This is a genomic window from Salipiger sp. CCB-MM3 (assembly GCF_001687105.1).
In the GTDB taxonomy this organism is placed as follows: domain Bacteria; phylum Pseudomonadota; class Alphaproteobacteria; order Rhodobacterales; family Rhodobacteraceae; genus Salipiger.
The window spans coordinates 295,577-315,806 of record NZ_CP014597.1 but is presented as its reverse complement, the minus strand read 5'-3'; the positions used below and the strand labels follow the sequence as shown (position 1 = coordinate 315,806).

Sequence of the window (20,230 nt, the reverse complement as noted above, 5' to 3'; positions counted from 1 at the left end):
CCAGAAACCCTATGATCATCCCGGCGAAAAGGAGATGCAATACGCTCTGTTGCAGCTTTCTAGGATCGCGTTGATTATCAGGTCATTTCCTACCGAGCCGTCAAAATCCCCCTGAGCTGCGACGAGGTGGCTGTGCGACGTTGGAGCAACTACATGCTCGCCCACATGGACGAGGTACTGGCTTCACTCCACCGCGAAGGAGTTCGGCACGAAGCATGGTATCTGTGCCCCGGGGAGCCTCTGTGCGTGATCGGCATTATGGACGTCACTGATGCGCTTGCAGCGCAGAAAGCAATGTCGACATCATCGCTCTCCGTGGACGAGGTCCATCGTGAGTTCAAGCGCCACTGGGTCCACTCCGACATATCCGCGTTCGAATACGATCCCGGTGAGTATCAGTTCCAGGAAGGCGCCGAACTGCTCTTCAGTGCTCATCCTAAATGATAGCTCGGACTCGGCAGTGACCTGCGGCGCGCTGCCGAGCCCTCGAAGGGCACGCTTTCATTTCTGCGCAAGCTATCAGCAAGAAGTCTGCATGGAAGCTGTCGTTCGTGGGCACGTGGATGAATGGGACCTGTTCGGACGAAACTGCCCTTTAACCTTGTGGGCGAAGGGCGGCTTTCATTCATCCGAGATCACAGGTGGCGGCGTGCCGATCTTGGTGCCACGTTAAAGGTAAGAGTGTTCGACTTGGTCGGTGATCAGCGCTGCTGGAAGAAAAGTCGGATGCCAAGGGCGCAATAGAGTGTACCAACTACCTTCCCTTGCCAGTGCAGTACGGCAGAGCTTCTGCGCAAGGTTCTTGTGAGGATCCCCGCGCCAAGCGCGACAAGTAGCGTAGCGATAGTACCGACCAATACGAAAAGCAAGCCTAGCACCAAGAGTTGGGAGGCTATGTATCCCTGAGAGGGAACGACGAACTGAGGAAGAAACGCGAGGAAGAACATAGCCGACTTCGGGTTCAGCACTTCAGCAAGACATGCTTGGCGGAAAGCTTTCGCGGGAGTAATCAGCGGCAGCTCCATTTGGCTCTGAAGCGGCGTCTTGTCGAAGATACTGCGAAGGCCAATGTAGATGAGGTATCCAGCCCCCAGTACCTTCACTGCCAGAAAAGCATTGGCAGATGCCATGATAACGGCTGACACACCTATGACGGCCAGCAGTGTATGAATGACATCACCGAAGCCGATGCCCAAGCTCGTGGCTATTCCCGCACGCGTCCCTGAGGTGGAGGCGCGAGCCAGTGTCAGCAGAATTGATGGCCCGGGAAACAAGACAAAGCCGATCAGCACTGCGAGATACGTTAGGAGCACAGTCATTTCGGGCATATCGATCTCCTTCCATCAGTCTTAGTGATGTTAGGGGGCTGCTCAAACGGCTGTAAACAGCTTCACGCCGCCTTGCCATAATGGCTGACCCAAACTTGGGGCAAAGTGGTCCTGCAAAGCCTGCGTGAAGGACCACTTGCCAATCTCGTTTGTACCCCAGCCTCGCGCACGGCTAGTCGTGCAAATGCTGCGTTACCAAATCTGCGACCGACATCGGGGCTTCCATCAGTGCCAAATGCGGCCCCTCGATCCATTCGAGCGTGGCACCACTGATGCCGTTCGCCAGCTTGATTGCGGCCCTCGGGTCGACCATCTGATCATACCGATTGCCAAGCACCAGCGTATGGGCGCGTACATTTGCCAAATCCTGCGAGACATCGACCTGGAAGTCCAGCTCCGCCTGCCGCCCGATGCCCTGCCAGTTGCTGCTCGCCACCATGTCGGCAACGACCGACTCCACGTCGCCAATTCCGGCGAGGAAGGCGTGACTGAAGCCGGTCAGCAGCATGAGCCGCGCTAGAGATGCCGGGTCCCGCTTTGCCAGATCGGCCCAGTGCCGGAACTGCAATTGCGACCGAGGGTCATGGCCGGAGACAAAGCCGCCGACCAAAATGAGCCGTTCGACTCTGTCCGGATGCAGGGCGGCAAGTCGCGTGGCAACGGCTGCGCCCAGCGAGAACCCCAGAAGATCGAACGTCTCGGCGCCGCCATGGTCCACCGCAGCCAGTACCTTGAGCTGACCCCATCGAGTGGTCCGGGTTAAATGCTAATGCATGGTCGGCCTTCGGTCTATGGGGATGAATGTCTCCGGTGCCGGTGTCCGATATCCAAGAGCGCTATGCGGCCGAGCGGTGTTGTAGTGCTTTCGCCATTGTTCGATGAGGATTTGCGCCTCCCTCAACGAGTAGAAGACCTCGCCATTGAGGAGTTCGTCCCTGAACCTGCTGTTGAAGCTCTCGCAATAACCGTTCTCCCAGGGTGACCCCGGCTCGATGTAGGCGGTCTTCGCCCCCACCAACTCGATCCAGTCGCGGACCTTCTGCGCGATGAACTCCGGGCCGTTGTCGGACCGGATGAACCGCGGCGGGCCGCGCTGGATGAAGAGATCGGTCAGGGCGTCCAGGACATCGGTGGAGTTCAGTCGCCTGTCGACACGGATCATTAACGCCTCCCGCGTATATTCATCGAGGATGTTGAGCGTCCGGTAGGTCCGGCCGTCACTGGTCCGGTCCTGCACGAAGTCGTAGGACCAGACGTGGTTGGGGTGCTCGGGCTTCAGCCGCACGCAAGAGCCATCGTTCAGCCAGAGCCTGCCGCGCTTCTTCTGCTTGTGTGGGACCTTGAGCCCTTCGCGCCGCCAAATGCGCGCCACCCGCTTGTGGTTCACCTGCCAGCCGGCACGCCGCAGCAGCACGGCGACCCGGCGGTAGCCGTAGCGGCCATACTCCCGGGCCAGATCGATGACGTCGGCGGTCAGCCGCGCCTCGTCTTCCCGGCCCTGTGGTGGCTTGCGCTGCGTGGAGCGGTGTTGGCCGAGCACCCGGCAGGCCCGGCGTTCGGAGATGCCGAGTGTCTCGCACACATGCTCCACGCATTCGCGGCGGCGCGAAGGGCTTAGAAGTTTCCCTGGGCAGCCTCGGTCAGGATCAGCTTCTCGAGCGTCAGGTCAGATACCGCCCGCCGCAGCCTCAGGTTCTCCTTCTCGAGTTCCTTCAGCCGCGACAACTGTGCCCGGTTCATCCCACCATACTGCTTCCGCCACCGGTAAAAGGTATGCTGCGATATCCCGATCTGCCGCACCGCATCGGCCATCGACAGGCCCTGGCCATGCAACACCTCGACCTGACGCAGCTTGGTGACAATGTCTTCCGGCTTCTCACGCTTTCCAGCCATTCCGTAGTCCTCCTGTTCGCCGAAATCCTATCGGATTTCAGGCTTCGTGGGTGGACCACTTCAAAGGGGCTGGCTCAAGGGTCAAACGGAAAATGAGGATCAAACGATGCAGATCGGAGAAATTGCCCAGCTGAGCGGTATCAGCGTCCGGATGTTGCGGTTCTACGAGGCGGAGGGCCTGCTCCGGCCACTTAGGACCGACAGCGGGTATCGCGACTATTCTGACGCCGACCTTGAAGAGGCGAAGCGCATCCGGCAGCTGGCAGAGGCCGGGCTGACGATCGAGGCGATGCATGACCTGTTGCCCTGTATCATCAGCCCGCAACCGACTTTCCACCCCTGCGACCGCCTGCGTGCGCGGCTGGAGGGAGAGGTGGCGAAGCTTGATCAGAAGCTGGCCGACATGGAGAAATCCAGAGCACAGATCGCTGGCTATCTTGCCGCCCTGCCGGCGGACCCTGCGCCCGCCTCCCGGGACTGAGGTACGGGCGACGTTAGCGAAGGCTCATCTTTCGCAAAGTGCTGACCACCGCTTCCGCCAGCGTGCCTCCATCATACGCCACCCGAATCTGCGTGCGCGGCAAGACCGGAAGCCCACGACCATCCGGAACTTCCTGCAAATCGTGCCCTAGCATCGATTTTGGGAGTACAGCGACAGCCAGGTCCGCACGCAGGGCAGCCACCTGCCCCATCGACGTGTCGCTGCCATAGGCCACGCGGTACGTGATCCCTGCCTGCGCGAGCGCTTGGAGGGCCGCATCTCGCCAAGCACAACCGACCTCTGCCACCGCAAGCGGCAAAGGCTGCTGTTCAGAGGCCACGCCACCCCGCGCTTCGGCCCAGACAAGTGGCTCCTCGGTCAGCGCTGCCACAGCAAGTCTCGCAGGCCCCACATCGTTGAACAACGCCACGGCACTCTGCCCAGTGGTGAAGCTCTCGATGACCTGATCCGTGGCAGCCAGCCGGACATCGACGCGCAGGTCCGGATAGGCTTCCCGCAACCGTGCCAGCAGGCCGGGCACCAGAGACACTCCCAAATCGTGCGGCGCCGCGAGATGCAGCGCGCCCCTGAGAGGAGCGTCGTCAAAATCCGACAGGGTTGCCTGACTGAGGCGGAGCAATTCCCGCGCCTTCGGCAAAAGCCGCTCGCCCCACTCGGTCAGCGCAACGCCGCGCGCGTTGCGATGAAACAATCGGCAGCCAAGCACGGCCTCAAGATTGCTGATCTGCAGGCTGACGGCCGACGCGGACAGGTTCACCCGTGCCGCAGCGGCGCGAAATGTCCCGGCTTCCTGGATCGCCAGGAAAGTGCGCAGTTCGTCCAGGTTCAAAGGTCGCATGGTCATGCCACCATAATGGTCCAGTTATCCTGCACCAAGCAATCAGAACATCGCGTTTTTCCAATCCTCCTTTCCTGCCTATCTTCGTTCCCGAACCAGCAGGAGAGCCCATGCCGACCGTTTCGAGAGACACCGCAATCGGCGCCGTTTGGGCGCTGCTGGCGATCCTGATATGGTCAGGGTCCCTGGTCTACCTGAAGCTCGGGGTGGTCACGGGCCTGACTGGCGCGGACCTTGCGGCGCTGCGCTTTGGAACCGCGGCACTCATCCTCGCCCCGTTTCTTTTCCGTGTGCAGCGTCCCCTGCCGTCCCTCCGCAGCATGCTTGTGGTGGTTGTCACCTTCGGCGCGCCCTATGTCTTTTTGCTCTCGCAAGCCATGCAGACGGTTCCGGCGGCGGCTGCCGGGGCCCTGAACCCGGGCGCCATGGCGATTATCGCTGTTCTGCTTGCCCTCTATGACAAGCGTACCCTCCCGCCCCGTTCGGCGATCATCGGCATCGCGTTGACCGGCATCGGGTTGATCGGCTTTGCACTCGCCGGTGGCGGATGGGCGCCCGGGCATCTCATTCTCCTTGTCACCGGCTTGATGTGGGCACTTTACGCGCGAACCGTGCGGCGAAATGCCATCGACGCTCCCCTCGCGACAACGATCGTCGCTGTCGGCTCTGCTGTCGGCTATCTGCCCGTCTATCTGGCGCTCCCACATGACCACCTCACCTCCGTGGCCGCTTCAGCTCTGCTGACGCAGGTCGTCGTGCAGGGATTTCTGGTCAGCATCGTTGCGGTCTATGCCTTCACCCGCTCGCTTGAATTGCTGGGGCCTGTCGTCGGCCCCAGCCTGCCGGCGCTCATCCCTGTGACCACCCTGATCCTCGACCGGGTGATCCTTGGCGCGCCGGTGTCTTCGGTCATGGCCATTTGTGCCAGCCTCATCACTTTCGGCCTTGCAGGGCTGCTAGCCCCACGCAAGCAGCGCCGTTGACACCTCCGCGCAAGTCGCGTCTGTAAAAGATGATTTCATTTCAAGGAGAAGCCCATGACTGCAGAGATCGACCCAATCGAAGTTTGGGCGAACATGTCGCTGAAGACATGGCCTGAACGATACTGGATGATTGATCTGACGGCCGATCAGATCCCGAGCACCATCACAGCACTTCAGGCATCCGAAGCACGTTATGCCTGCGTCATCCGTGATCAGGCCGGCCTGTCACTGGTGATCGATGAGGATACCTGGAAAACGTACGGAGAGGATGCCACGGAGCGTGATCGGTTCGGGCCGTTCCGTGTCGTTTCGACCGATGGCGAACTGCCGTTCAACGTGATCGGCTTCCTGCGGCCGGTGCTCGAACGTTTAAATGGTGCCGGTATAAAAGCCGGGCCGCAGTGCGGCGCCGTGTTCGACCACCTGTTCATCTTTGAGCGCGACATCGAACAGGCCGAGATGATGCTCGCCGAGTTCATCGAACAGGCGAAGGCGCAGATTTCATGACCGGTCCCGACCAGCATGGCACAACCAAGGCAAGCCCACCGGAGACTAACATCCGTGTGGCAAAGCTCTCTGACCTCGACGCGCTTGCCTCGCTGTTTGTGGCTTTCTTCGCAGAGGACGGAATTTCGACCGAGCAAGGTGCCATTAGAGTCAACTTGGATCGCATGCTGCGAGACGATCGGGCGTGTTTCTACGTTGCTGAAACGGAAGCGGGGATCGTGGGCATGTCCTCCGGAAGCCTCACCTTCGGGGTGGAGTTTGGCTGTGCCGCCGAGGTCGAAGATTTGTACGTCGCGCCGAGATTCCGCGGTCGTGGATTTGCAAGAATGCTAATGAAGCGTGTCCTGCAATGGGCGGGAGAACAGGGAGCCTCAGAGATAATCCTGGTAATCACTGCAGAAGCTGAACGCACTCAGGGCCTCACACGGTTCTATGAAGGCTTTGGCTTTAGTAATTCGCAGAGGATCACCATGTACCAAAGCCCCCTCAGATCGGCACCTCCGACGTCGACTTCTCAGTCGACACGACGATAGATGTCCGGAACTTGCGGACGTTTTTGTCGGCAAAGAAGAAGCGGTGTGTGAAGGCTTCGTAGTCGGCGATGTCCCGGGCCATCACGATCAGGATGAAATCTGACTCTCCGGCAATGCAGTAGAAGTGGGTCACCTGGCGATCCTCACGCGCCTTGCGCTTGAAGGCGTCGATTTGGTCGAGCCGGTCGCGCTCTAATTCAACTGCCACGATGGCTGTAATGCCAAGCCCAACCTGTCCAGGATCGAGGATCGCAACCTCCCGCCGGATTGCTCCGGTATCCCGCAACGTTCGCATCCGCCGCTGGACCGAGGCCGTCGAGAGGCCCGTCTTCTCGGCCAAGGACTGGATGGAGATCTTGGCGTTCTTCTGTAGCTGATCGAGAAGCTTCCGATCCGTGGTGTCCATGAGCGACGATCCTCCATCTAACGGATGCTGGTGATACAATTAGATCACATTATAGCTGTATCGTGTGTCGCTGACATCAGCTAAGTGCGGCTAAAGTGTGAGGCATGACACATGGTATAAAAGTTGGGGCCCTCGCTATCTTGCCCTTGGCCCTCGGGGCTGCCGTCTACGGCTTCGCCTTCGGAATTCTCGCTGCGCAGGTCGGCTTCCCATGGTGGGGCGTGGGACTGATGGGTGCCCTTGTCCACGCGGGTTCCTCGCAGATCGTCGCCGTCGAACAGTTTGCGTCGACGGGTCCCGTTTTAGGCGCGGTCTTCGCTGGAGCCGCCTTGAACCTCCGCTACGTCGGCATCGTTGCTTCCCTTTCGGAGATCTTGGATGGTCTTTCGCTGCGGAAGAAATTGGTCGCGATCCACATGACCGGGGATGAGAACTGGGCTCTGACGATGGCCGAGAGGGCGAAGTCTCCTGATGTTGGAGCGGCGTTCCTTCTGGGATCCGGGATGGTGATGATCTCGGTCTGGACCACGTCGACCGCGGTCGGGGCGGCAATCGGAGCAGTTCTACCGAACCTCGAGCGATTTGGTTTGGGCTTTGCTTTTACCGCGGCCTTCATCGCCATGGCGCGCGGGCTCTGGCGGGGCCAGTCGCAGGCGCTCCCTTGGCTTGTGGCGGCAGGGGCAACGATCGCGGCTGTCTCGCTCGGGGCTCCCAAGGCCTATGGGATCGTTGTGGGCGCGCTTTGCGGCTTGTCAGCGATCTATCTGGCGAGCCGGGCGAATGAGGCGAGCACATGAGCGGGGGGCATTGGGCTGTCATCGGACTGTTGGCCTTGATGGCTTTCCTGATCCGGGTCGCGGGGCTGATGGCAGGAGAGCGCATACGAGCATCCCGCCTGGCGTGGATGCTCGATGAGCTACCAGGGTTGATCGTTGTAAGTTTGGTGGCCTCGTCGCTGATCGGGCAAACGCTACCGACTTGGATCTCAGCCGGTGCTGCGCTTGGCATCGCAGTCATCACGAACAACGTGATCGCGACTATGGCAGTCGGCGTACTTGCCTTTGCAAGTCTAACCTGGCTGGGCGGCTGAATGGTAGGTTCAGGGTGGGCCGTGAACGCTGTCTGACGTTCAAACGCCTGGTCGGCTCCATGCGAATTGGTGAAATAGTTCGCTACGTCCTGTCTGCATGACGTTTCCGCCCAGATGAACACGCCGGCAAGAGCTGCCATTAGTACCCACGCAGCATGCGGTAGTTTGGGCTCGCTACCGACCTCCGCCGCAATCATCACAGACGGCTGGTTCGAAAACCTCGCCGTTCACCAAGCCGAAGCTGAACTCACCGAGTGCGGACGAAGCGCTCGTTCGATGCAGCTGTGCCAAAATCCGTTTTCAAAGCCAAGGCTCTTTGGGTAAGTTTTGTTGACCTTATTTGAAACTTGCATGTCGATGGGCCAGCGCAAGCTGCGCGTGTATCTCTTTTATGATACCGTGAGGTCACATTTAGAGAATCGGAATTTTTGGATGAACTGCTTCCTTTGTGCCGCACGCGCATTATTCTTTGGTTGTCTATTGGCATTGCCAAGTATGTCCAGCGCGGAGACCTTTGACCCTTGTCCACGCCTGCAGGACGCCGACGATGCGTCACCTGGTGCTCTCCGCCTCGCTTGGGATTGGTTTGCCAGCAATCAGGTTGAAGCGGATGTAGCTTACAGCGATCAGGAATTCTTCTTTACGATTAGACCAGGGCGGTTCGTAAATGTTCGATGTGACGACCAGCAATTCGAAGAGCAGGAAATGTACCCCTTGGGGCTGATGGTTCGTCCAATCGCCTACGTGCACATGCCAGTTTTTGAAGACGCGCGGGGAGATAGGGCGATTTTAGTGGTTACCGAATATGGACAACGCAAACTCATTGCTGAAAATGATATCGCACCTATCACTAAAAATGCTGTGTACCTATTCTCTGATGCCCCCGGCAATGCTGGTATATGCCGCACGGAAGATGACTGCCCTGGCAATTCTATCGAGAGCATTTGCGAACCGCGTACGCAATGTCGATATGTCATTTCAGCACGCTTCGGCTATGCAATGGCAGCGGAGCAAAATTCGCGCGCGCGAGCCACAATTGCCGCATATCATATAATAAAGTCTCATTCATCTGATACGGACGTACCCGAATTCTTAATCGATGAAGAACAAATTGTCAGGAAGCGGCTGCTTGAAGAAGTTGCCTGCCAACCTTTCGCCGTTAAGGCTTATGCTGCTGGTGGAAAATTGCATCAACCTCGCAACAGCTTCTTTTCGTTCTGTGCGCAGCGGCGTGCAGCGGGTGCGGACACAAATGCTATCCGGTCAATCAAGTTGGTTACTTTGGCAGCAGCCAAGCGCGCTTTCACGTGGCATTTGGACGGCTCATTTCACCGCCGCTTCAATGTTCCGCATAGCGGCCAAAACTCCACCCTCAGCCAAGCATTGATAGACTACCGTATAACGTCCACCAAAGAATGTGGGGTTGAGCTCAGTGAGGTGGGAGAAGCGGCTATTTCGGGTGGTTTGAAGGCAAGCTTTTCGGCCGGAGTTTTAGAACTTGAAGCGGGCGCGACAACAAGTATAACGACACAGGTCACGCGAACACTGAGCGCCGACGACTACCTGCTGATGTCAACATATATGATGGAACCAATAGCAGACGCGCCGCAGGTCGGTGAGCAAGACGACACCGATCTCTGGTTCTTCCGAGTGGTTTTTCGTTCTAAATGCGAAGATGGTACTCCGAAGTCTGCAACATCGATTATCGTGCACTATCATCGGCTAGACGGTCAGGTGCTGGAGGTTCGCGTGAGCGACGATTTGCGCGTGAGTTATCTAGAAGCATGGGCTGAATACGGCTACAAAGCGGATAATAGCGCAAACGCCCTGCGTGAGGGGCATTTTTGGACCATCCCAGATCTAAACGGTTATTTCATTTGGCGCGACACACTGCGCAAGTTTATAGAAGTAGATAACACTGCGACCAGTCGATTGCTAAGCCGGCACCCCAAAGAACAACGAGATCATGTCCGTGATTTCTTCGCGCACTTGATGCTTGCTGCGGCGTTCAATCATCGCAACCCGTCACCTTGAGGAAAAATTATGTTTAAGCTCAGCCTTATTGCACTATCGCTTAGCTTGGCGGCTTCCAACGCGCTAAATCCACGTATGCAAACAGGGTGTCTTTACGCTGCGGGAACTAGATGCTGCACATTACCTAGTGGCGTGCGCTGTTGTGGGTTTTCAACACGCCCCGACGGAGCAATCAGCGGATGTGCCTGTAGCACAGGTTAGAAGGTCGCCCTTGGCTTGACTGCGCCCAGATAAGCGGACTTTAGTACAAAGTGCAGTATCGGTCATTATGGGCTCGGAGGGGCCGACTGCCGCGCTCAGCCCGAACGGCAGCGTCCGGGAAATGAACCAAGTAGAGCAAGGTCCGCTACCTGCGCCTTGATGCCGACCGAGCCAAGCGGTGCGCACGATCTAGGTCCACCTCCAGACTGCGGGTCGAGCCAAGCGCGGCAGTCGGCAGTAGTCAGCCCAATGTGCCCTTCGCCTTCAGTTGCCCATTCTGGTGATGCAGACGCGCATCCCAGGCCATTGGGCGACCGAAGTAGCGGACTTAACTCCTGATCGCAGCGAGTGGCGCGGCGTCCGAAAATTTAGCATTCTGATCGTCGAGTGACTTTCGGACGATATCCGATTTTGGTCGAGGGTCGCCGCAAATGGGTGCTATATGTGTCGAGAGTTGTTTGCCTCTATGGCTTATTGGACGCGGATCATCATAAGGGAAAAGTTGCTCAATGAAATTTACTACAGTCGCGGTGGTTCTGGCATCTTTTGGCGCAACATGCGGAGCGGCCGGAGCAGATCCAGCAGAACGCTTGGCTGAGATATTAACGAGGGACAATCTCTCGCTTGACAACATCCTTATGTCCAAGACAACGGCATCGTTTGAAGGATGCATACTTAAACTGACGCTGGACAAACTAGATGCTTGTTCGCGTGGCGCGAGCTTTGTCGGAAGGGAAAATGTCATCGATATCCGAGTGTTAAAAACTCAAAAGGAAGATGTCAGGGTCACAGAGACGCGGCCTGAACACAGAACGTTGCCCGGCGCAGGTCTGACATATTCTTACGGCCGGATGTATCAGCGGCTCCTGACGTTAGCCTATGACGCCAGCGAACGAATACTGGACGAAGAATATAAGAGATACCCGAAAGATGTAGAAGCTCGGCTTCATTCCTTGAGCAGAAGATACCAGCAGGAAATAAACCCCGACCAATACTCCAGATCGCAAGAGACCACCGCGTTCTGCTCCGGCGTGAAAATTACGAAGCCTTTGCCCAGCTATTCGTTCACGTTGTATTTGCAGCCCGAGAACGTTGACGAGTTCATCAGATTGCTTGAAGACTATGCACCAAAGTGTGAGTCTGGCGCTTCTTCCTGATCTTCCTTCACCCCGCAGCATAGGAAAAAAGAGTTCGGAGGGCTGAGCGCTGCGCTCCGCCTGAACGGCAGCTTTTGGGCTAGAGCCAAGCTAAGCAAGGTCCACTTTCTGCGCACTGCCGACGTACGCAGAACCTCATCCCGCATCTCAGCGAACGGAATAATGGTCCGCTTCTCCAGGCTAACGTCAACCCCGGACTACAAGCGCGCGAGCAACTCAGCTTTCTTCGCCTCGAATTCTTCCTTGGTGAGAATACCCTTTTCGAAGAGGCCAGCGAGCCGTTCGATCCGGCTAAAAATCTGATCGTCGGTCATGTCCCGAGACGCCTCTAAACTCGGCGCGGTTCTCGGTTCTTGCTCCGTTTGCGGTTTCGGTGCTTGAGTGACCTCAACAGGTGCCGCTTCGGGTGATTGGGGGGCACTGTCTTGAGAGCCCGGCGAAGTGCCGTTCACGATAGGCAAGTCCGAGAGATGCACGAGCCCATGCTGACTAGTGAAGCTGAGGCTCTGTCCGGCACCCTGAGCTTGTCCAAAGCCGCCGAACTGGTGGTTACCAGTATCGTAGATCGTTGTTCGCCCTCCGATCTTGATTGCCAGCCTCCGTTTGTCAGCGAAATAGGCGTACCTCAGGTCATTTTGCGTTCCGACAGAGGTCGGCTGACCAAGATCAGCGGGCCAGTCACTGGTTTCCTGGACGAACAAGCTGACCCCGGATAGGTCGTGCATCCCGCCCTGCGATTGCGACTGCGAGGAGACAGGCGCGGCAAACAGGCTGTGCTGCTGGACGATCCCCGAAAGGTCCGTGCACAGAGCGTCGACCCGCGCCTTAAGGCCGTTGTTGAACATGTCACCGACCATGGTCATGCCGCCCTGTGACCATTGCCCCATGCCACCCAGCTCGGGATGGTTGAACTGCGCCTGCGTACCGTGCCCGGCGGACACAGCCATGAGCATATGCAATGCGGCATCGCCGCTTATTCCATGGCGCGCTGCGATGTCGGCGACGACCGCCTCGCCTTCATCTGTGAGTCTCGGCATCTGTCCATCTCCGGTTACTCCGAAGCCGACGCTAACACCGATGGGCTCAGGTAGACACCTCCGTTCGCACGCTTTCAGTCCTGCGGGCTCCGCGTTCCACACGTCTTCAGGTTCGGGTACCGCTATTGCCGAGCAATCGGGCGAGCCAATAACCAAGAGATCAGCCTCGGACAGGCCTATTGGCGTTCGTCACTGCGTCTTCCGCCGGTGCACGGTGCCGATCGCAAGGATGCCAAAGATCACCGGGGACATGACGACTATACCGACCCCAAATCCAATCACGTACATCATGGCCTTCTTCTCCTCCTTTTTTCTCCCTTCTCTGAAAATATGCTCGCCGCTTGCATCTTGCGTTAACGTGGCCACGCCCGGACGCCGGGCGCCCTACAACTGAGCGGGTTTTCAAGACTCTGATTTCCGAAAGCGCGCCTTAACCTGGTGCCTGCATCTCTTCTGCAAAAGAGGTGCCAGATGACCAACCACAGCTTCCGCGACTCCACCGAGGTCATGTTCCAGTCAACCGTCGACAAGCTCGAGCTTGATCCCGGCTTGGCCGAGAAAATCAGGATCGCAAACTCCACCTACACGGTGCGCTTTGGCGTGAAGCTCAGGGGGCAAATCCACACCTTCACAGGTTACCGATCAGTTCACTCAGAGCACCGCGAGCCCGTCAAAGGCGGTATCCGGTACGCCCTCTCAGTCAACCAGGACGAGGTCGAGGCTCTGGCCACTCTCATGACCTTCAAGTGTGCCCTCACAGACGTCCCCTTCGGTGGCGCCAAAGGCGGCCTCTGCATTGATCCCACCCAATGGACCGAGGAAGAGCTCGAACGCATCACCAGACGGTTCGCATACGAGCTGATCAAGCGCGACCTCATTCATCCCAGTCAGAACGTCCCGGCTCCTGATATGGGCACCGGTGAACGCGAGATGGCGTGGATCGCTGACCAATACGCACGCATGCACACCACCGACATCAACGCAGCCGCCTGCGTGACCGGCAAGCCAGTTGGACAGCACGGCATCAAAGGCCGAACGGAGGCTACAGGACGCGGCGTGCAGTATGCGCTCCGGGAGTTTTTCCGTCACGGCGAGGACGTCGCAGGCGCTGGGCTTTCGGGAAGTCTCGAGGGCAAAACGGTCATCGTCCAGGGGCTCGGAAACGTGGGCTACCACGCGGCCAAGTTTCTGACTGAGGAGGATGGCGCCAAGGTGATCGCAGTCATCGAGCGAGACGGGACTGTCGTCGACCGGTCTGGGATCAACATTGAAGCCCTCCACAAACACATCGCAGAGACAGGTGGCGTGGCCAATTTCCCCAACAGCATCGTGCTCAGTGCAAAGGCCCCTGCCCGATTTCTCGAGGAAGAATGCGACATCCTCATCCCAGCCGCGGTTGAAGGCGTCTTGAACGAAGGGAACGCTGAAAAGATCAAGGCCAAGGTCATCATCGAGGCCGCCAATGGACCGACGACGGCCGCGGCCGACAGGATCCTGAGAAAGCGCGGAGTGACCATCATCCCGGACCTCTACGCCAACGCTGGAGGCGTGATTGTTTCCTACTTTGAGTGGGTGAAAAACCTTAGCCACATGCGGTTCGGTCGCATGCAAAGGCGCCTAGAGGAAACCCAAAACGCGATGCTTCTTGATGAGATCGATCGGGTCCTCTCTTCGAATGGTCTCAATGGAATTTCAGAGGGCTTCAGGGATCAATACGCCAAAGGAGCCTGCGAGCTTGATCTCGTGCGCTCGGGGCTCGATGACACGATGCGGGAAGCCTATCAGGGCATGAGGGCCTTCTTGCGGTCGGATGATCGGTTCCCCGATCTGAGGTCAGCCGGATATGCTCTCAGCATCCAGAAGATCGCCGCAGCCTATGCAGCGAAGGGGCTCTGAGCCTCGCCCCAGGGCACCCTACAACTGAGCGGATTTTCAGAGCGCAAAAGTAAATGGCCGCGAACGCGCGGCCATTTTGGTTCCCGAGGATCGTCTTCGTTGAACTCAGAACCTGCCAATCCTTTGCAGATCCGCCCGGCACAACCCGATATCATCGAGCTGCCGATCCGTAAGCTGCGCGAGACGCGCACGTGTACGTGTCGCATCAGCCTGTTCCCGGAAGGTTGCTGCGATCTTCGAGCAAGCTGCGATCAAGCCGTGACCCGGCTTAAGGCGACGGTCGAATGCGTCTGGCGTGAGAGTGTGTGCCGCCATGCCTGAACTCCTTATGCTGGCAACCGCCAAGTGTCCCGGTCGCACTAAAATTCAATTGTCATAAATGTATGACAGAACTGCAAAAATCACATGTCTCTCTACAACTGAGCGGGTTTTCAAAGGGCCATGCCCGGCGCCAGCTCAGGATCTTGGTTATTGGCCTCGGAAGCTCGCTTCAAGGCGACCTGCTGGGCACGAGTATGCGCCCGGTAGCCACCGTCAGAGAAGGTCATCCCTCCGATGCACTCCTGCAGATCCCCTTCCCAGGCCGCATCCTGAAAATAGCCGTCGTAAGCGAGGATCGTTTCAACACTCAATCCGTGGCCACGATGTTCCTCATCGATCCAGGCCGCGAACCGGTAGTAGAAGCCGCTGACTTTGCCGTCCGGGTCCACCAAAACCACCGCGGGATGATCAGCGTCATTCATGGCGCAAATGGAATACCCATCGGGCCGCGTGTTGATGACGTCGGCCTCCGTACGTTCCGCTTCCCAAAGGAACTCGTACTCCTCCGCGTGACCGTCAATCTCACCATAGGGCGAGACCATCGCTGCCTCCATCAGTTCGTCGAAATCTTCGCTCAACAGGACCGACATCTCTATCTCCTCGGAAAAAAATCTCCGAGAACCTGCCTACATGTCCGCAAGAGGCAACACTTCAGCGGCTGAAGAGGTCGTGGATGATTGTCTCTTTGTCTGCTTCGCTGGCCTCGAGGAGCCGCTGCACTGACTCCAGTGATCTAAGCCCGGTCATTTCCTGCACGTTCCGAATGCTCATTCCCCGCTCAGCAGCCGTCTTACCTGCCTTGACGATGAACGTGGCCCTCGCTGTAAGAGCTGAAGCGTTCGATATTCCAGCCTTATCCATCACCTTCCAGAAAACGTATGAAATGCTGTCCGTTCGCATGGCGCGCAGCGGTTTCGAACCTGGGTTCAGGGTTGCCTTCCCGCCTTCTGTGGCACGCTCTGAAATAACCAGCGGATCGCCGGGAACGGCCGGAACGTTTTCAAGCAGTGAATGGATCGCGTTCCAAAGGCGCCCCTTGCGGACCATCGGTATGACGCGCGGCATACGATACACGCCCGGTTTCGCCCTGAGATCAATTGCCTCTCCCAGCAGGTCGTCGTCCCCGTAGACGTGGTATCTCTTGAGGTAGGAGATCTCCAGCGGTGTCAGTCCAGCGTCCGTTCCCAGAAGGATAATTGCACGGTTACGGATCGGATATCGGGTTGCATCAGCGACCTCGAGCATCCTTTCAATATCGAGCTCCGAGAGTACCCGCACCCCGTTGACGCGTCGTGACTTCTGAATTTTTTTCTTCAATTCGTTGCTGGCCATCTATCGCCTCTAACCAGAAAAAAAGACATCTTCTCCTATAAGGATCGCAAATCTTAAGAGATACCGCAATGTCCAATGAGCCAACAACTCCCAAAGGGCTGTCTGAAGGGGACCTCGTCAAGGCCGCCCTAAACTACCTAAAATCCTATGAGACGACGGAATCCCACCTTCGAACTGTGCTGACACGCCGCGTTCGCCGTAAACTTCGGGGCACCAGTCTCGAAGAAGCGCAGTTCTCGCCGGTGATCGACGCGGCCGTTCGCTATTGCCTGGATCGCAAGTATGTAGACGATCAGCGTTACGCGGAACTGTTCATTGAGAGCGCTAGGCGTCGTAGTATGTCCCGGCGAAAAATTGAAGGAAAGCTCCGGGAAAAAGGCCTCTCACCAGACGACTACCAGGAGTTGGTTGAGGACTCGGACGGAAGCGATCTCGAGGCGGCGGTAACCTTTGCCCGAAAGAAACGAATTGGTCCATTTCGTATCGGCGACCACGATCAGTACCGGCAGAAAGACATGGCAAAGCTTGCTCGGCAAGGGTTTGACTTCGATGTCTGCTGCAGGGTGATGGAAGGCAAATTCGACCATGAAAATTGACAAAAATCTCGCACGCAGAAGAAAGCCGGCGTCTGCCGGAAGTCGGCCGCCCAGCGCAGATAAGACACAACTACGCGCACTACCGTGGTACCAACTGTTCTGTGATCGCGGCTACTCCGACCACTACATCCCAAGGGATCATCCGCCTCAGGAGCGGAACTTCATTAAGATCGAAGAGTGGATTACCCGCGGCGGCTGGATCGATGAAGCAGATACCGATCTCGCCATGGATATCTGGTTCGGGCAGGTCGATCCTCTGAACTACGTTCCTCCAGAGAAGTCAGCTCCCTCCGTCCAGCACGAGCCGTCTTCTACAGAACCGCAGGACTCCGGCGATGAAGCAGGCAAACCCCTCAAACGTCGAAAGGGTCGTTTTGCCAAAAAGCGCGAGGCACGAAATGGCAACATGCCGGCGTCTCCCGGGCCCTGAAAGGCCCGGCGAGGTATAGTCAGGGGTAGCGTTCCGTCGCACTCTGAAGCTCATCTTCGATCATCCTGCGCTTCCACTCGGCATCGCTGATAAGCTCATCAATCACCTGAATTGGCTCAGCCATAGTTTGCTCATTGATCGAGAATCCACCCTCAGTGGTCAACTCGGTCACGTCCAAACTAATCTGCCCACCGGTGTAGTCTTCGGTCTCTACCGAAAACTCGAGGACACGGCTCTCCTTGGACAGGAAATTATCTTTGAACTGCACTGTCGTCGCGCCGATAGGTTCTGGCTCCGCCCAGCTTTCTGCAGCCGTCTTGGCGCTGACCGTCACCTCGAGGCTGGCCAATGCTTGATCGGTACCGTTTCTTGCGGGAACCCTGATTGTCAGAACCGACCCATCCTGCTGCACGGTCGGCTGGATGAACGATACCAGGTCAAGCAATTGCTGGATCTTCCGGTTCTTGGCATTGATGGCCACCTTCTTCTCGCGAAGCTTCTCAATGTACCTATACAAGGCGTTTTGATACTTCGTCACCGCGTTCTTCTGGTGACCTTCGCCGATCGTCTGAATGCTTTCAAAGGTCATCCCCCCCCTCTGAAAGAAAATCAGAGGAGACATCGTAGAACTGCTTCAGAAACTCTCTCGACCCGGCTTCAGGAAGATCATCAAAGGGCGTAGCTTCCGGAAGTTTCTCGCGCATCTGCTCAGGCGATACCGACAGTGGCTCGAAAGCAATGCTGCGGGCCATGCCGCGGATGACTGCTTGATACTGACCGGGGTCTGATTTCTTAAGTTCAGTCAACTCCGGACCAAAAACATCAGAAAAACTCTGAAAATCTACCGCTTTGAAAACGGTCGGATAGAGGTCTCGGACTGAAACCTCGGATGCGTCTGCAGCCTCATCCCTGCTTTCTGGCAAGCATGCACTCGCGAGTCCCGCCACCAGGCCGAGCGCAAGCGCTCGTGTTACCCGTGCTCTCATCCGTTCCATGGTTTTCCCTCAAGCAATATCCGACAGGATATGAGCAACCGGGGTTAACCAAGCGTATCGTCAAGCAATGCCCGGCAGTGTGCGCGTTCCGAGAGTCACCACTCCGCTCCACGCATACGCGTGTTTCCACCCGCCTTCGACGACGACGCGGTTACCACAAAATCAGCGCTTAAGCGCCTTGAAGGCACCACCTCCACTCGCCGGCGATGTAGCTGACAGGAATCCGTAAGCCTCAACCCTGTCAGGATCCTCCATCTGCATGGCGGGAGCCCCTATGTCTCCATCTGGGAGGGTCTACGACAACTTGAATCGCAGACCAGGATAGCCAGTATTCCGCCTAAAACGGCTCGTTCGTGGCGGTTTCTCACCGTTCCTGTGCCATTCCCTTCCAGATGGTCGGACTCAAGGAAATCGGGCGCTGTAGCGCCTTGAAGGAGATCGTTTGCGGAAGAACTTACCCGAAGACGTCTTCAACCAGCGGCCGTGTCGGCCGTCAGGGAACCGTCCTCCACAAGCCTATCCGAAACCGTCGCCTTAAACGGCCATAGGGCCGAGGGAAGGTAACCTAAAAATCCTTACTACCGGAAGCCGATGAAGTCTCTAGGAACCGTAGTTCCAGAAGGTTCCTATGCCAGGTTGGCCATTTTCGGGCCTAGAACGGCCCTTGCGTGGTGGCTTCTCATCGTTCCGGTGTCATTCCCTTCCAAACGGTCGGATTCAAAGAAATCGGGCGCTTTAGCGCCTTGAAGGAGTCGTCTCCAGATGTGCCTGCCGGAGATCGCACCCTCCCACGGCCCATCAAGGGCCGAACTGAGGAGTCGTATACCGACCTGTCAGGAGTCCAACGTCGATGCCGGAAAACGTCACCCTCAAATGAAACCGATAGCCAGGATGCTCGTAGTCGGGCCAGCAACCGTCCGTAGAGGATGGTTGCCGCGTCTCCTCTTCCGAAGGGTCGGAAGCGAAGAAACGTGGGCGTACGCGCCTTGGGGGTACCGCCGACAACCAGGTTTCGTGAAACCGTATCCGCATCTCCCTGCCGGGAACCGATACCTGAGCCGGCCCGTGGTGGGCCGGAGTAAGGAATCCTCATACGGGTGCATCGGGAATCTAATAACCTCAGTAGGAAGCGTCGACCTCAGACGAAACCACAAACCATGGTACGCACAGAAGGGCCTAGAACGGCCCGTAGGAGAGGGTTTACGGTCTTTCCGATGTCTTCCCCTTCCCGAGGGTCGGAATCCGCCCAATCGGCGCGTAGACGCCCAGGGAGAGCGGTCACCAGCAAGACGTGAAGAAACCGACTGCACCAGCCGCCCACGCGGCGGGCAGCAACCCGGCTCGCCCCAATTGGGGGATCGCTTACCTTAACGGCCCGTGGGGGCCGAAGTACGGAGTCCATCACACTCGATCCCTAGGAATCTCGGACCTCATCCGCAACCGATTTCGCCATGGGTAAGCCGCCCCCATGTCACACTCGGAAACCGGCCTAGACCGGCCCACAAGAGGTGGTTTGCCACCATTCCGATGTCTTCCCCTTCATGAGCGTCGGAATCCAACCTTTCGGCGCGTGAGCGCCCGGGGATATCGGCTCCCTACAACTCCTCCAGGACTCGGCTGAGCAACCGCGCAAGCGGCTGTCAGGAATCCCGATCGCTAGAAAGTCTGTCAACGCCTCCGAAACCGGGCCGTGGTGGCCCGAACTAGGGAGTCCATCAAACTTGATCGGTAGGAATCCAACGTCGGGCGCAAAAGCGCCGGTAAGAGATCTCTCAATAAACGCTCCGGAATCGTTTCCGAAAGCATTCGTAGGGCTTGCAGACGACCCTGTTCCGATGCCTCGAAATCGGCTCCTCTCGCGCGCGCACGCGTAGGCGCACACGTACACGGGCCCGCACGCGCACACGCACACGCCCTTCTCTATTCTAGCAAAATCTGGGGGCTCGCAAGGCATTGCCCACAAAGGATAAATTGAGGTCGAAAGGAGCTTTTAACCTACAAATTGTTACTCATTCACTACAAATTGTTTGTCAACATTGGCCTCAAACCAGCTTCTATAACTACAAATTGTTAGAACTTCTCACCTAACCTAACTTGACTTTAGTGGAAAAAGGATAGAAACAGTAGTGAACTTACAACAATCCATAGTAA

General features: G+C 57.4%; 23 protein-coding genes. 12 read left to right on the top strand and 11 right to left on the bottom strand.

Going from position 1 to position 20,230, the window contains the following annotated elements:
- Positions 1 to 126: 126 nt before the first annotated feature.
- Positions 127 to 444 carry a DUF6176 family protein gene (locus tag AYJ57_RS21890; RefSeq protein ID WP_335740020.1) on the top strand — a complete coding sequence of 106 codons (318 nt, stop codon included), beginning with the start codon at positions 127 to 129 and terminating at the stop codon, positions 442 to 444.
- A gap of 257 nt (positions 445 to 701) precedes the next feature.
- On the opposite strand, the gene AYJ57_RS21885 is transcribed toward AYJ57_RS21890, so the two are convergent.
- The 3 genes from AYJ57_RS21885 to AYJ57_RS21875 all read right to left on the bottom strand — a co-directional run bounded on the left by AYJ57_RS21885 (position 702) and on the right by AYJ57_RS21875 (position 3,221).
- Positions 702 to 1,328: a LysE family translocator gene (locus tag AYJ57_RS21885; RefSeq protein WP_066110997.1), complete on the bottom strand. Its 627-nt coding sequence runs from the start codon at positions 1,326 to 1,328 to the stop codon at positions 702 to 704.
- Between the two features lie 172 nt (positions 1,329 to 1,500).
- A complete protein-coding gene (locus AYJ57_RS21880; RefSeq protein ID WP_237220269.1) occupies positions 1,501 to 2,046 on the bottom strand; it encodes an alpha/beta fold hydrolase in 546 nt (181 codons plus the stop codon).
- Between the two features lie 48 nt (positions 2,047 to 2,094).
- Positions 2,095 to 3,221 (bottom strand): IS3 family transposase gene (locus tag AYJ57_RS21875; RefSeq protein WP_157374173.1). Its coding sequence is split into 2 segments (ribosomal slippage): positions 2,095 to 2,957 and positions 2,957 to 3,221, totalling 1,128 coding nucleotides; the frame shifts between segments, so codons are not numbered across the junction.
- Positions 3,222 to 3,327: 106 nt separating this feature from the next.
- Here AYJ57_RS21875 and AYJ57_RS21865 point away from each other — a divergent pair.
- Positions 3,328 to 3,702: a MerR family transcriptional regulator gene (locus AYJ57_RS21865; protein ID WP_066110995.1), complete on the top strand. Its 375-nt coding sequence runs from the start codon at positions 3,328 to 3,330 to the stop codon at positions 3,700 to 3,702.
- Positions 3,703 to 3,715: 13 nt separating this feature from the next.
- Here AYJ57_RS21865 and AYJ57_RS21860 read toward each other — a convergent pair whose 3' ends face one another.
- Complete coding sequence (locus AYJ57_RS21860) at positions 3,716 to 4,567, bottom strand: LysR family transcriptional regulator (protein ID WP_066110992.1); 852 nt, start codon at positions 4,565 to 4,567, stop codon at positions 3,716 to 3,718.
- A gap of 104 nt (positions 4,568 to 4,671) precedes the next feature.
- On the opposite strand from AYJ57_RS21860, the gene AYJ57_RS21855 reads away from it, so the two are divergent.
- Genes AYJ57_RS21855 through AYJ57_RS26690 form a run of 3 tightly spaced genes read left to right on the top strand, consistent with a single transcriptional unit; the run spans position 4,672 to position 6,584 of the window.
- Positions 4,672 to 5,544 (top strand): DMT family transporter, encoded by an 873-nt coding sequence (locus tag AYJ57_RS21855; protein WP_066110988.1) that lies wholly within the window; start codon positions 4,672 to 4,674, stop codon positions 5,542 to 5,544.
- A 54-nt stretch (positions 5,545 to 5,598) separates the two neighbouring features.
- Positions 5,599 to 6,051, top strand: coding sequence for an ACT domain-containing protein (locus AYJ57_RS21850; RefSeq protein ID WP_066110985.1), 453 nt, complete (start codon positions 5,599 to 5,601; stop codon positions 6,049 to 6,051).
- Positions 6,048 to 6,584: a GNAT family N-acetyltransferase gene (locus tag AYJ57_RS26690; protein WP_083191451.1), complete on the top strand. Its 537-nt coding sequence runs from the start codon at positions 6,048 to 6,050 to the stop codon at positions 6,582 to 6,584. Before AYJ57_RS21850 ends, AYJ57_RS26690 begins: the two co-directional genes overlap by 4 nt.
- Here AYJ57_RS26690 and AYJ57_RS21845 read toward each other — a convergent pair.
- The gene (locus AYJ57_RS21845) at positions 6,538 to 6,990 is read right to left on the bottom strand and encodes an Lrp/AsnC family transcriptional regulator (RefSeq protein ID WP_066110983.1); all 453 of its coding nucleotides are present in this window, start codon (positions 6,988 to 6,990) and stop codon (positions 6,538 to 6,540) included. The two genes, AYJ57_RS26690 and AYJ57_RS21845, sit on opposite strands and share 47 nt — an antisense overlap.
- 104 nt (positions 6,991 to 7,094) lie before the next feature.
- Between AYJ57_RS21845 and AYJ57_RS21840 the strand changes: the two genes are divergently transcribed.
- The 4 genes from AYJ57_RS21840 to AYJ57_RS26065 all read left to right on the top strand — a co-directional run bounded on the left by AYJ57_RS21840 (position 7,095) and on the right by AYJ57_RS26065 (position 11,472).
- A complete protein-coding gene (locus tag AYJ57_RS21840) occupies positions 7,095 to 7,787 on the top strand; it encodes an AzlC family ABC transporter permease (protein WP_066110981.1) in 693 nt (230 codons plus the stop codon).
- Positions 7,784 to 8,080, top strand: coding sequence for an AzlD domain-containing protein (locus AYJ57_RS21835; protein ID WP_066110979.1), 297 nt, complete (start codon positions 7,784 to 7,786; stop codon positions 8,078 to 8,080). The genes AYJ57_RS21840 and AYJ57_RS21835 overlap by 4 nt, the downstream gene beginning before the upstream one ends.
- A 351-nt stretch (positions 8,081 to 8,431) precedes the next feature.
- The gene (locus AYJ57_RS26070) at positions 8,432 to 10,114 is read left to right on the top strand and encodes a hypothetical protein (RefSeq protein WP_157374369.1); all 1,683 of its coding nucleotides are present in this window, start codon (positions 8,432 to 8,434) and stop codon (positions 10,112 to 10,114) included.
- Positions 10,115 to 10,824: 710 nt separating this feature from the next.
- On the top strand, positions 10,825 to 11,472 hold the full coding sequence (locus AYJ57_RS26065; protein WP_157374368.1) for a hypothetical protein: 648 nt from the start codon (positions 10,825 to 10,827) through the stop codon (positions 11,470 to 11,472).
- A 197-nt stretch (positions 11,473 to 11,669) separates the two neighbouring features.
- Here the strand turns inward: AYJ57_RS26065 and AYJ57_RS21830 are convergent, their stop codons facing one another.
- Entirely contained in the window at positions 11,670 to 12,509 is an 840-nt protein-coding gene (locus tag AYJ57_RS21830) for an SHOCT domain-containing protein (RefSeq protein WP_066110976.1), read from the bottom strand.
- A 471-nt stretch (positions 12,510 to 12,980) separates the two neighbouring features.
- Here AYJ57_RS21830 and AYJ57_RS21825 point away from each other — a divergent pair, with 471 nt between their 5' ends.
- On the top strand, positions 12,981 to 14,405 hold the full coding sequence (locus AYJ57_RS21825; RefSeq protein WP_066110974.1) for a Glu/Leu/Phe/Val family dehydrogenase: 1,425 nt from the start codon (positions 12,981 to 12,983) through the stop codon (positions 14,403 to 14,405).
- A 105-nt stretch (positions 14,406 to 14,510) separates the two neighbouring features.
- Here the strand turns inward: AYJ57_RS21825 and AYJ57_RS21820 are convergent, their stop codons facing one another.
- From AYJ57_RS21820 to AYJ57_RS21810, 3 genes are all read right to left on the bottom strand, one after another.
- On the bottom strand, positions 14,511 to 14,720 hold the full coding sequence (locus AYJ57_RS21820; protein ID WP_066110972.1) for a DUF1127 domain-containing protein: 210 nt from the start codon (positions 14,718 to 14,720) through the stop codon (positions 14,511 to 14,513).
- A gap of 116 nt (positions 14,721 to 14,836) precedes the next feature.
- On the bottom strand, positions 14,837 to 15,316 hold the full coding sequence (locus tag AYJ57_RS21815) for a hypothetical protein (protein WP_066110969.1): 480 nt from the start codon (positions 15,314 to 15,316) through the stop codon (positions 14,837 to 14,839).
- A gap of 61 nt (positions 15,317 to 15,377) precedes the next feature.
- Positions 15,378 to 16,058 carry a site-specific integrase gene (locus AYJ57_RS21810; protein ID WP_066110967.1) on the bottom strand — a complete coding sequence of 227 codons (681 nt, stop codon included), beginning with the start codon at positions 16,056 to 16,058 and terminating at the stop codon, positions 15,378 to 15,380.
- Positions 16,059 to 16,126: 68 nt separating this feature from the next.
- Here AYJ57_RS21810 and AYJ57_RS21805 point away from each other — a divergent pair, with 68 nt between their 5' ends.
- Both AYJ57_RS21805 and AYJ57_RS26060 read left to right on the top strand, forming a co-directional pair.
- Positions 16,127 to 16,654, top strand: coding sequence for a regulatory protein RecX (locus tag AYJ57_RS21805; RefSeq protein ID WP_066110963.1), 528 nt, complete (start codon positions 16,127 to 16,129; stop codon positions 16,652 to 16,654).
- Entirely contained in the window at positions 16,644 to 17,084 is a 441-nt protein-coding gene (locus AYJ57_RS26060; RefSeq protein ID WP_157374367.1) for a hypothetical protein, read from the top strand. Before AYJ57_RS21805 ends, AYJ57_RS26060 begins: the two co-directional genes overlap by 11 nt.
- 19 nt (positions 17,085 to 17,103) lie before the next feature.
- On the opposite strand, the gene AYJ57_RS21800 is transcribed toward AYJ57_RS26060, so the two are convergent.
- Both AYJ57_RS21800 and AYJ57_RS26055 read right to left on the bottom strand, forming a co-directional pair.
- Positions 17,104 to 17,673: a hypothetical protein gene (locus AYJ57_RS21800; RefSeq protein ID WP_157374366.1), complete on the bottom strand. Its 570-nt coding sequence runs from the start codon at positions 17,671 to 17,673 to the stop codon at positions 17,104 to 17,106.
- Positions 17,663 to 18,079, bottom strand: a complete 417-nt coding sequence (locus AYJ57_RS26055) for a hypothetical protein (protein WP_157374365.1) — start codon at positions 18,077 to 18,079, stop codon at positions 17,663 to 17,665. Before AYJ57_RS26055 ends, AYJ57_RS21800 begins: the two co-directional genes overlap by 11 nt.
- Positions 18,080 to 20,230: the final 2,151 nt, after the last annotated feature.

Coding starts and splice junctions, on each gene's coding strand:
- AYJ57_RS26690 (WP_083191451.1), top strand. CDS start 6,048: ATGACCGGTCCCGACCAGCATGGCACAACCAAGGCAAGCCCACCGGAG.
- AYJ57_RS21835 (WP_066110979.1), top strand. CDS start 7,784: ATGAGCGGGGGGCATTGGGCTGTCATCGGACTGTTGGCCTTGATGGCT.
- AYJ57_RS21800 (WP_157374366.1), bottom strand. CDS start 17,673: ATGACCTTTGAAAGCATTCAGACGATCGGCGAAGGTCACCAGAAGAAC.
- AYJ57_RS26055 (WP_157374365.1), bottom strand. CDS start 18,079: ATGGAACGGATGAGAGCACGGGTAACACGAGCGCTTGCGCTCGGCCTG.
- AYJ57_RS21825 (WP_066110974.1), top strand. CDS start 12,981: ATGACCAACCACAGCTTCCGCGACTCCACCGAGGTCATGTTCCAGTCA.
- AYJ57_RS21885 (WP_066110997.1), bottom strand. CDS start 1,328: ATGCCCGAAATGACTGTGCTCCTAACGTATCTCGCAGTGCTGATCGGC.
- AYJ57_RS21860 (WP_066110992.1), bottom strand. CDS start 4,567: ATGACCATGCGACCTTTGAACCTGGACGAACTGCGCACTTTCCTGGCG.
- AYJ57_RS26070 (WP_157374369.1), top strand. CDS start 8,432: ATGTCGATGGGCCAGCGCAAGCTGCGCGTGTATCTCTTTTATGATACC.
- AYJ57_RS21855 (WP_066110988.1), top strand. CDS start 4,672: ATGCCGACCGTTTCGAGAGACACCGCAATCGGCGCCGTTTGGGCGCTG.
- AYJ57_RS21830 (WP_066110976.1), bottom strand. CDS start 12,509: ATGCCGAGACTCACAGATGAAGGCGAGGCGGTCGTCGCCGACATCGCA.
- AYJ57_RS21805 (WP_066110963.1), top strand. CDS start 16,127: ATGTCCAATGAGCCAACAACTCCCAAAGGGCTGTCTGAAGGGGACCTC.
- AYJ57_RS26060 (WP_157374367.1), top strand. CDS start 16,644: ATGAAAATTGACAAAAATCTCGCACGCAGAAGAAAGCCGGCGTCTGCC.
- AYJ57_RS21810 (WP_066110967.1), bottom strand. CDS start 16,058: ATGGCCAGCAACGAATTGAAGAAAAAAATTCAGAAGTCACGACGCGTC.
- AYJ57_RS21820 (WP_066110972.1), bottom strand. CDS start 14,720: ATGGCGGCACACACTCTCACGCCAGACGCATTCGACCGTCGCCTTAAG.
- AYJ57_RS21865 (WP_066110995.1), top strand. CDS start 3,328: ATGCAGATCGGAGAAATTGCCCAGCTGAGCGGTATCAGCGTCCGGATG.
- AYJ57_RS21815 (WP_066110969.1), bottom strand. CDS start 15,316: ATGTCGGTCCTGTTGAGCGAAGATTTCGACGAACTGATGGAGGCAGCG.
- AYJ57_RS21845 (WP_066110983.1), bottom strand. CDS start 6,990: ATGGACACCACGGATCGGAAGCTTCTCGATCAGCTACAGAAGAACGCC.
- AYJ57_RS26065 (WP_157374368.1), top strand. CDS start 10,825: ATGAAATTTACTACAGTCGCGGTGGTTCTGGCATCTTTTGGCGCAACA.
- AYJ57_RS21840 (WP_066110981.1), top strand. CDS start 7,095: ATGACACATGGTATAAAAGTTGGGGCCCTCGCTATCTTGCCCTTGGCC.
- AYJ57_RS21850 (WP_066110985.1), top strand. CDS start 5,599: ATGACTGCAGAGATCGACCCAATCGAAGTTTGGGCGAACATGTCGCTG.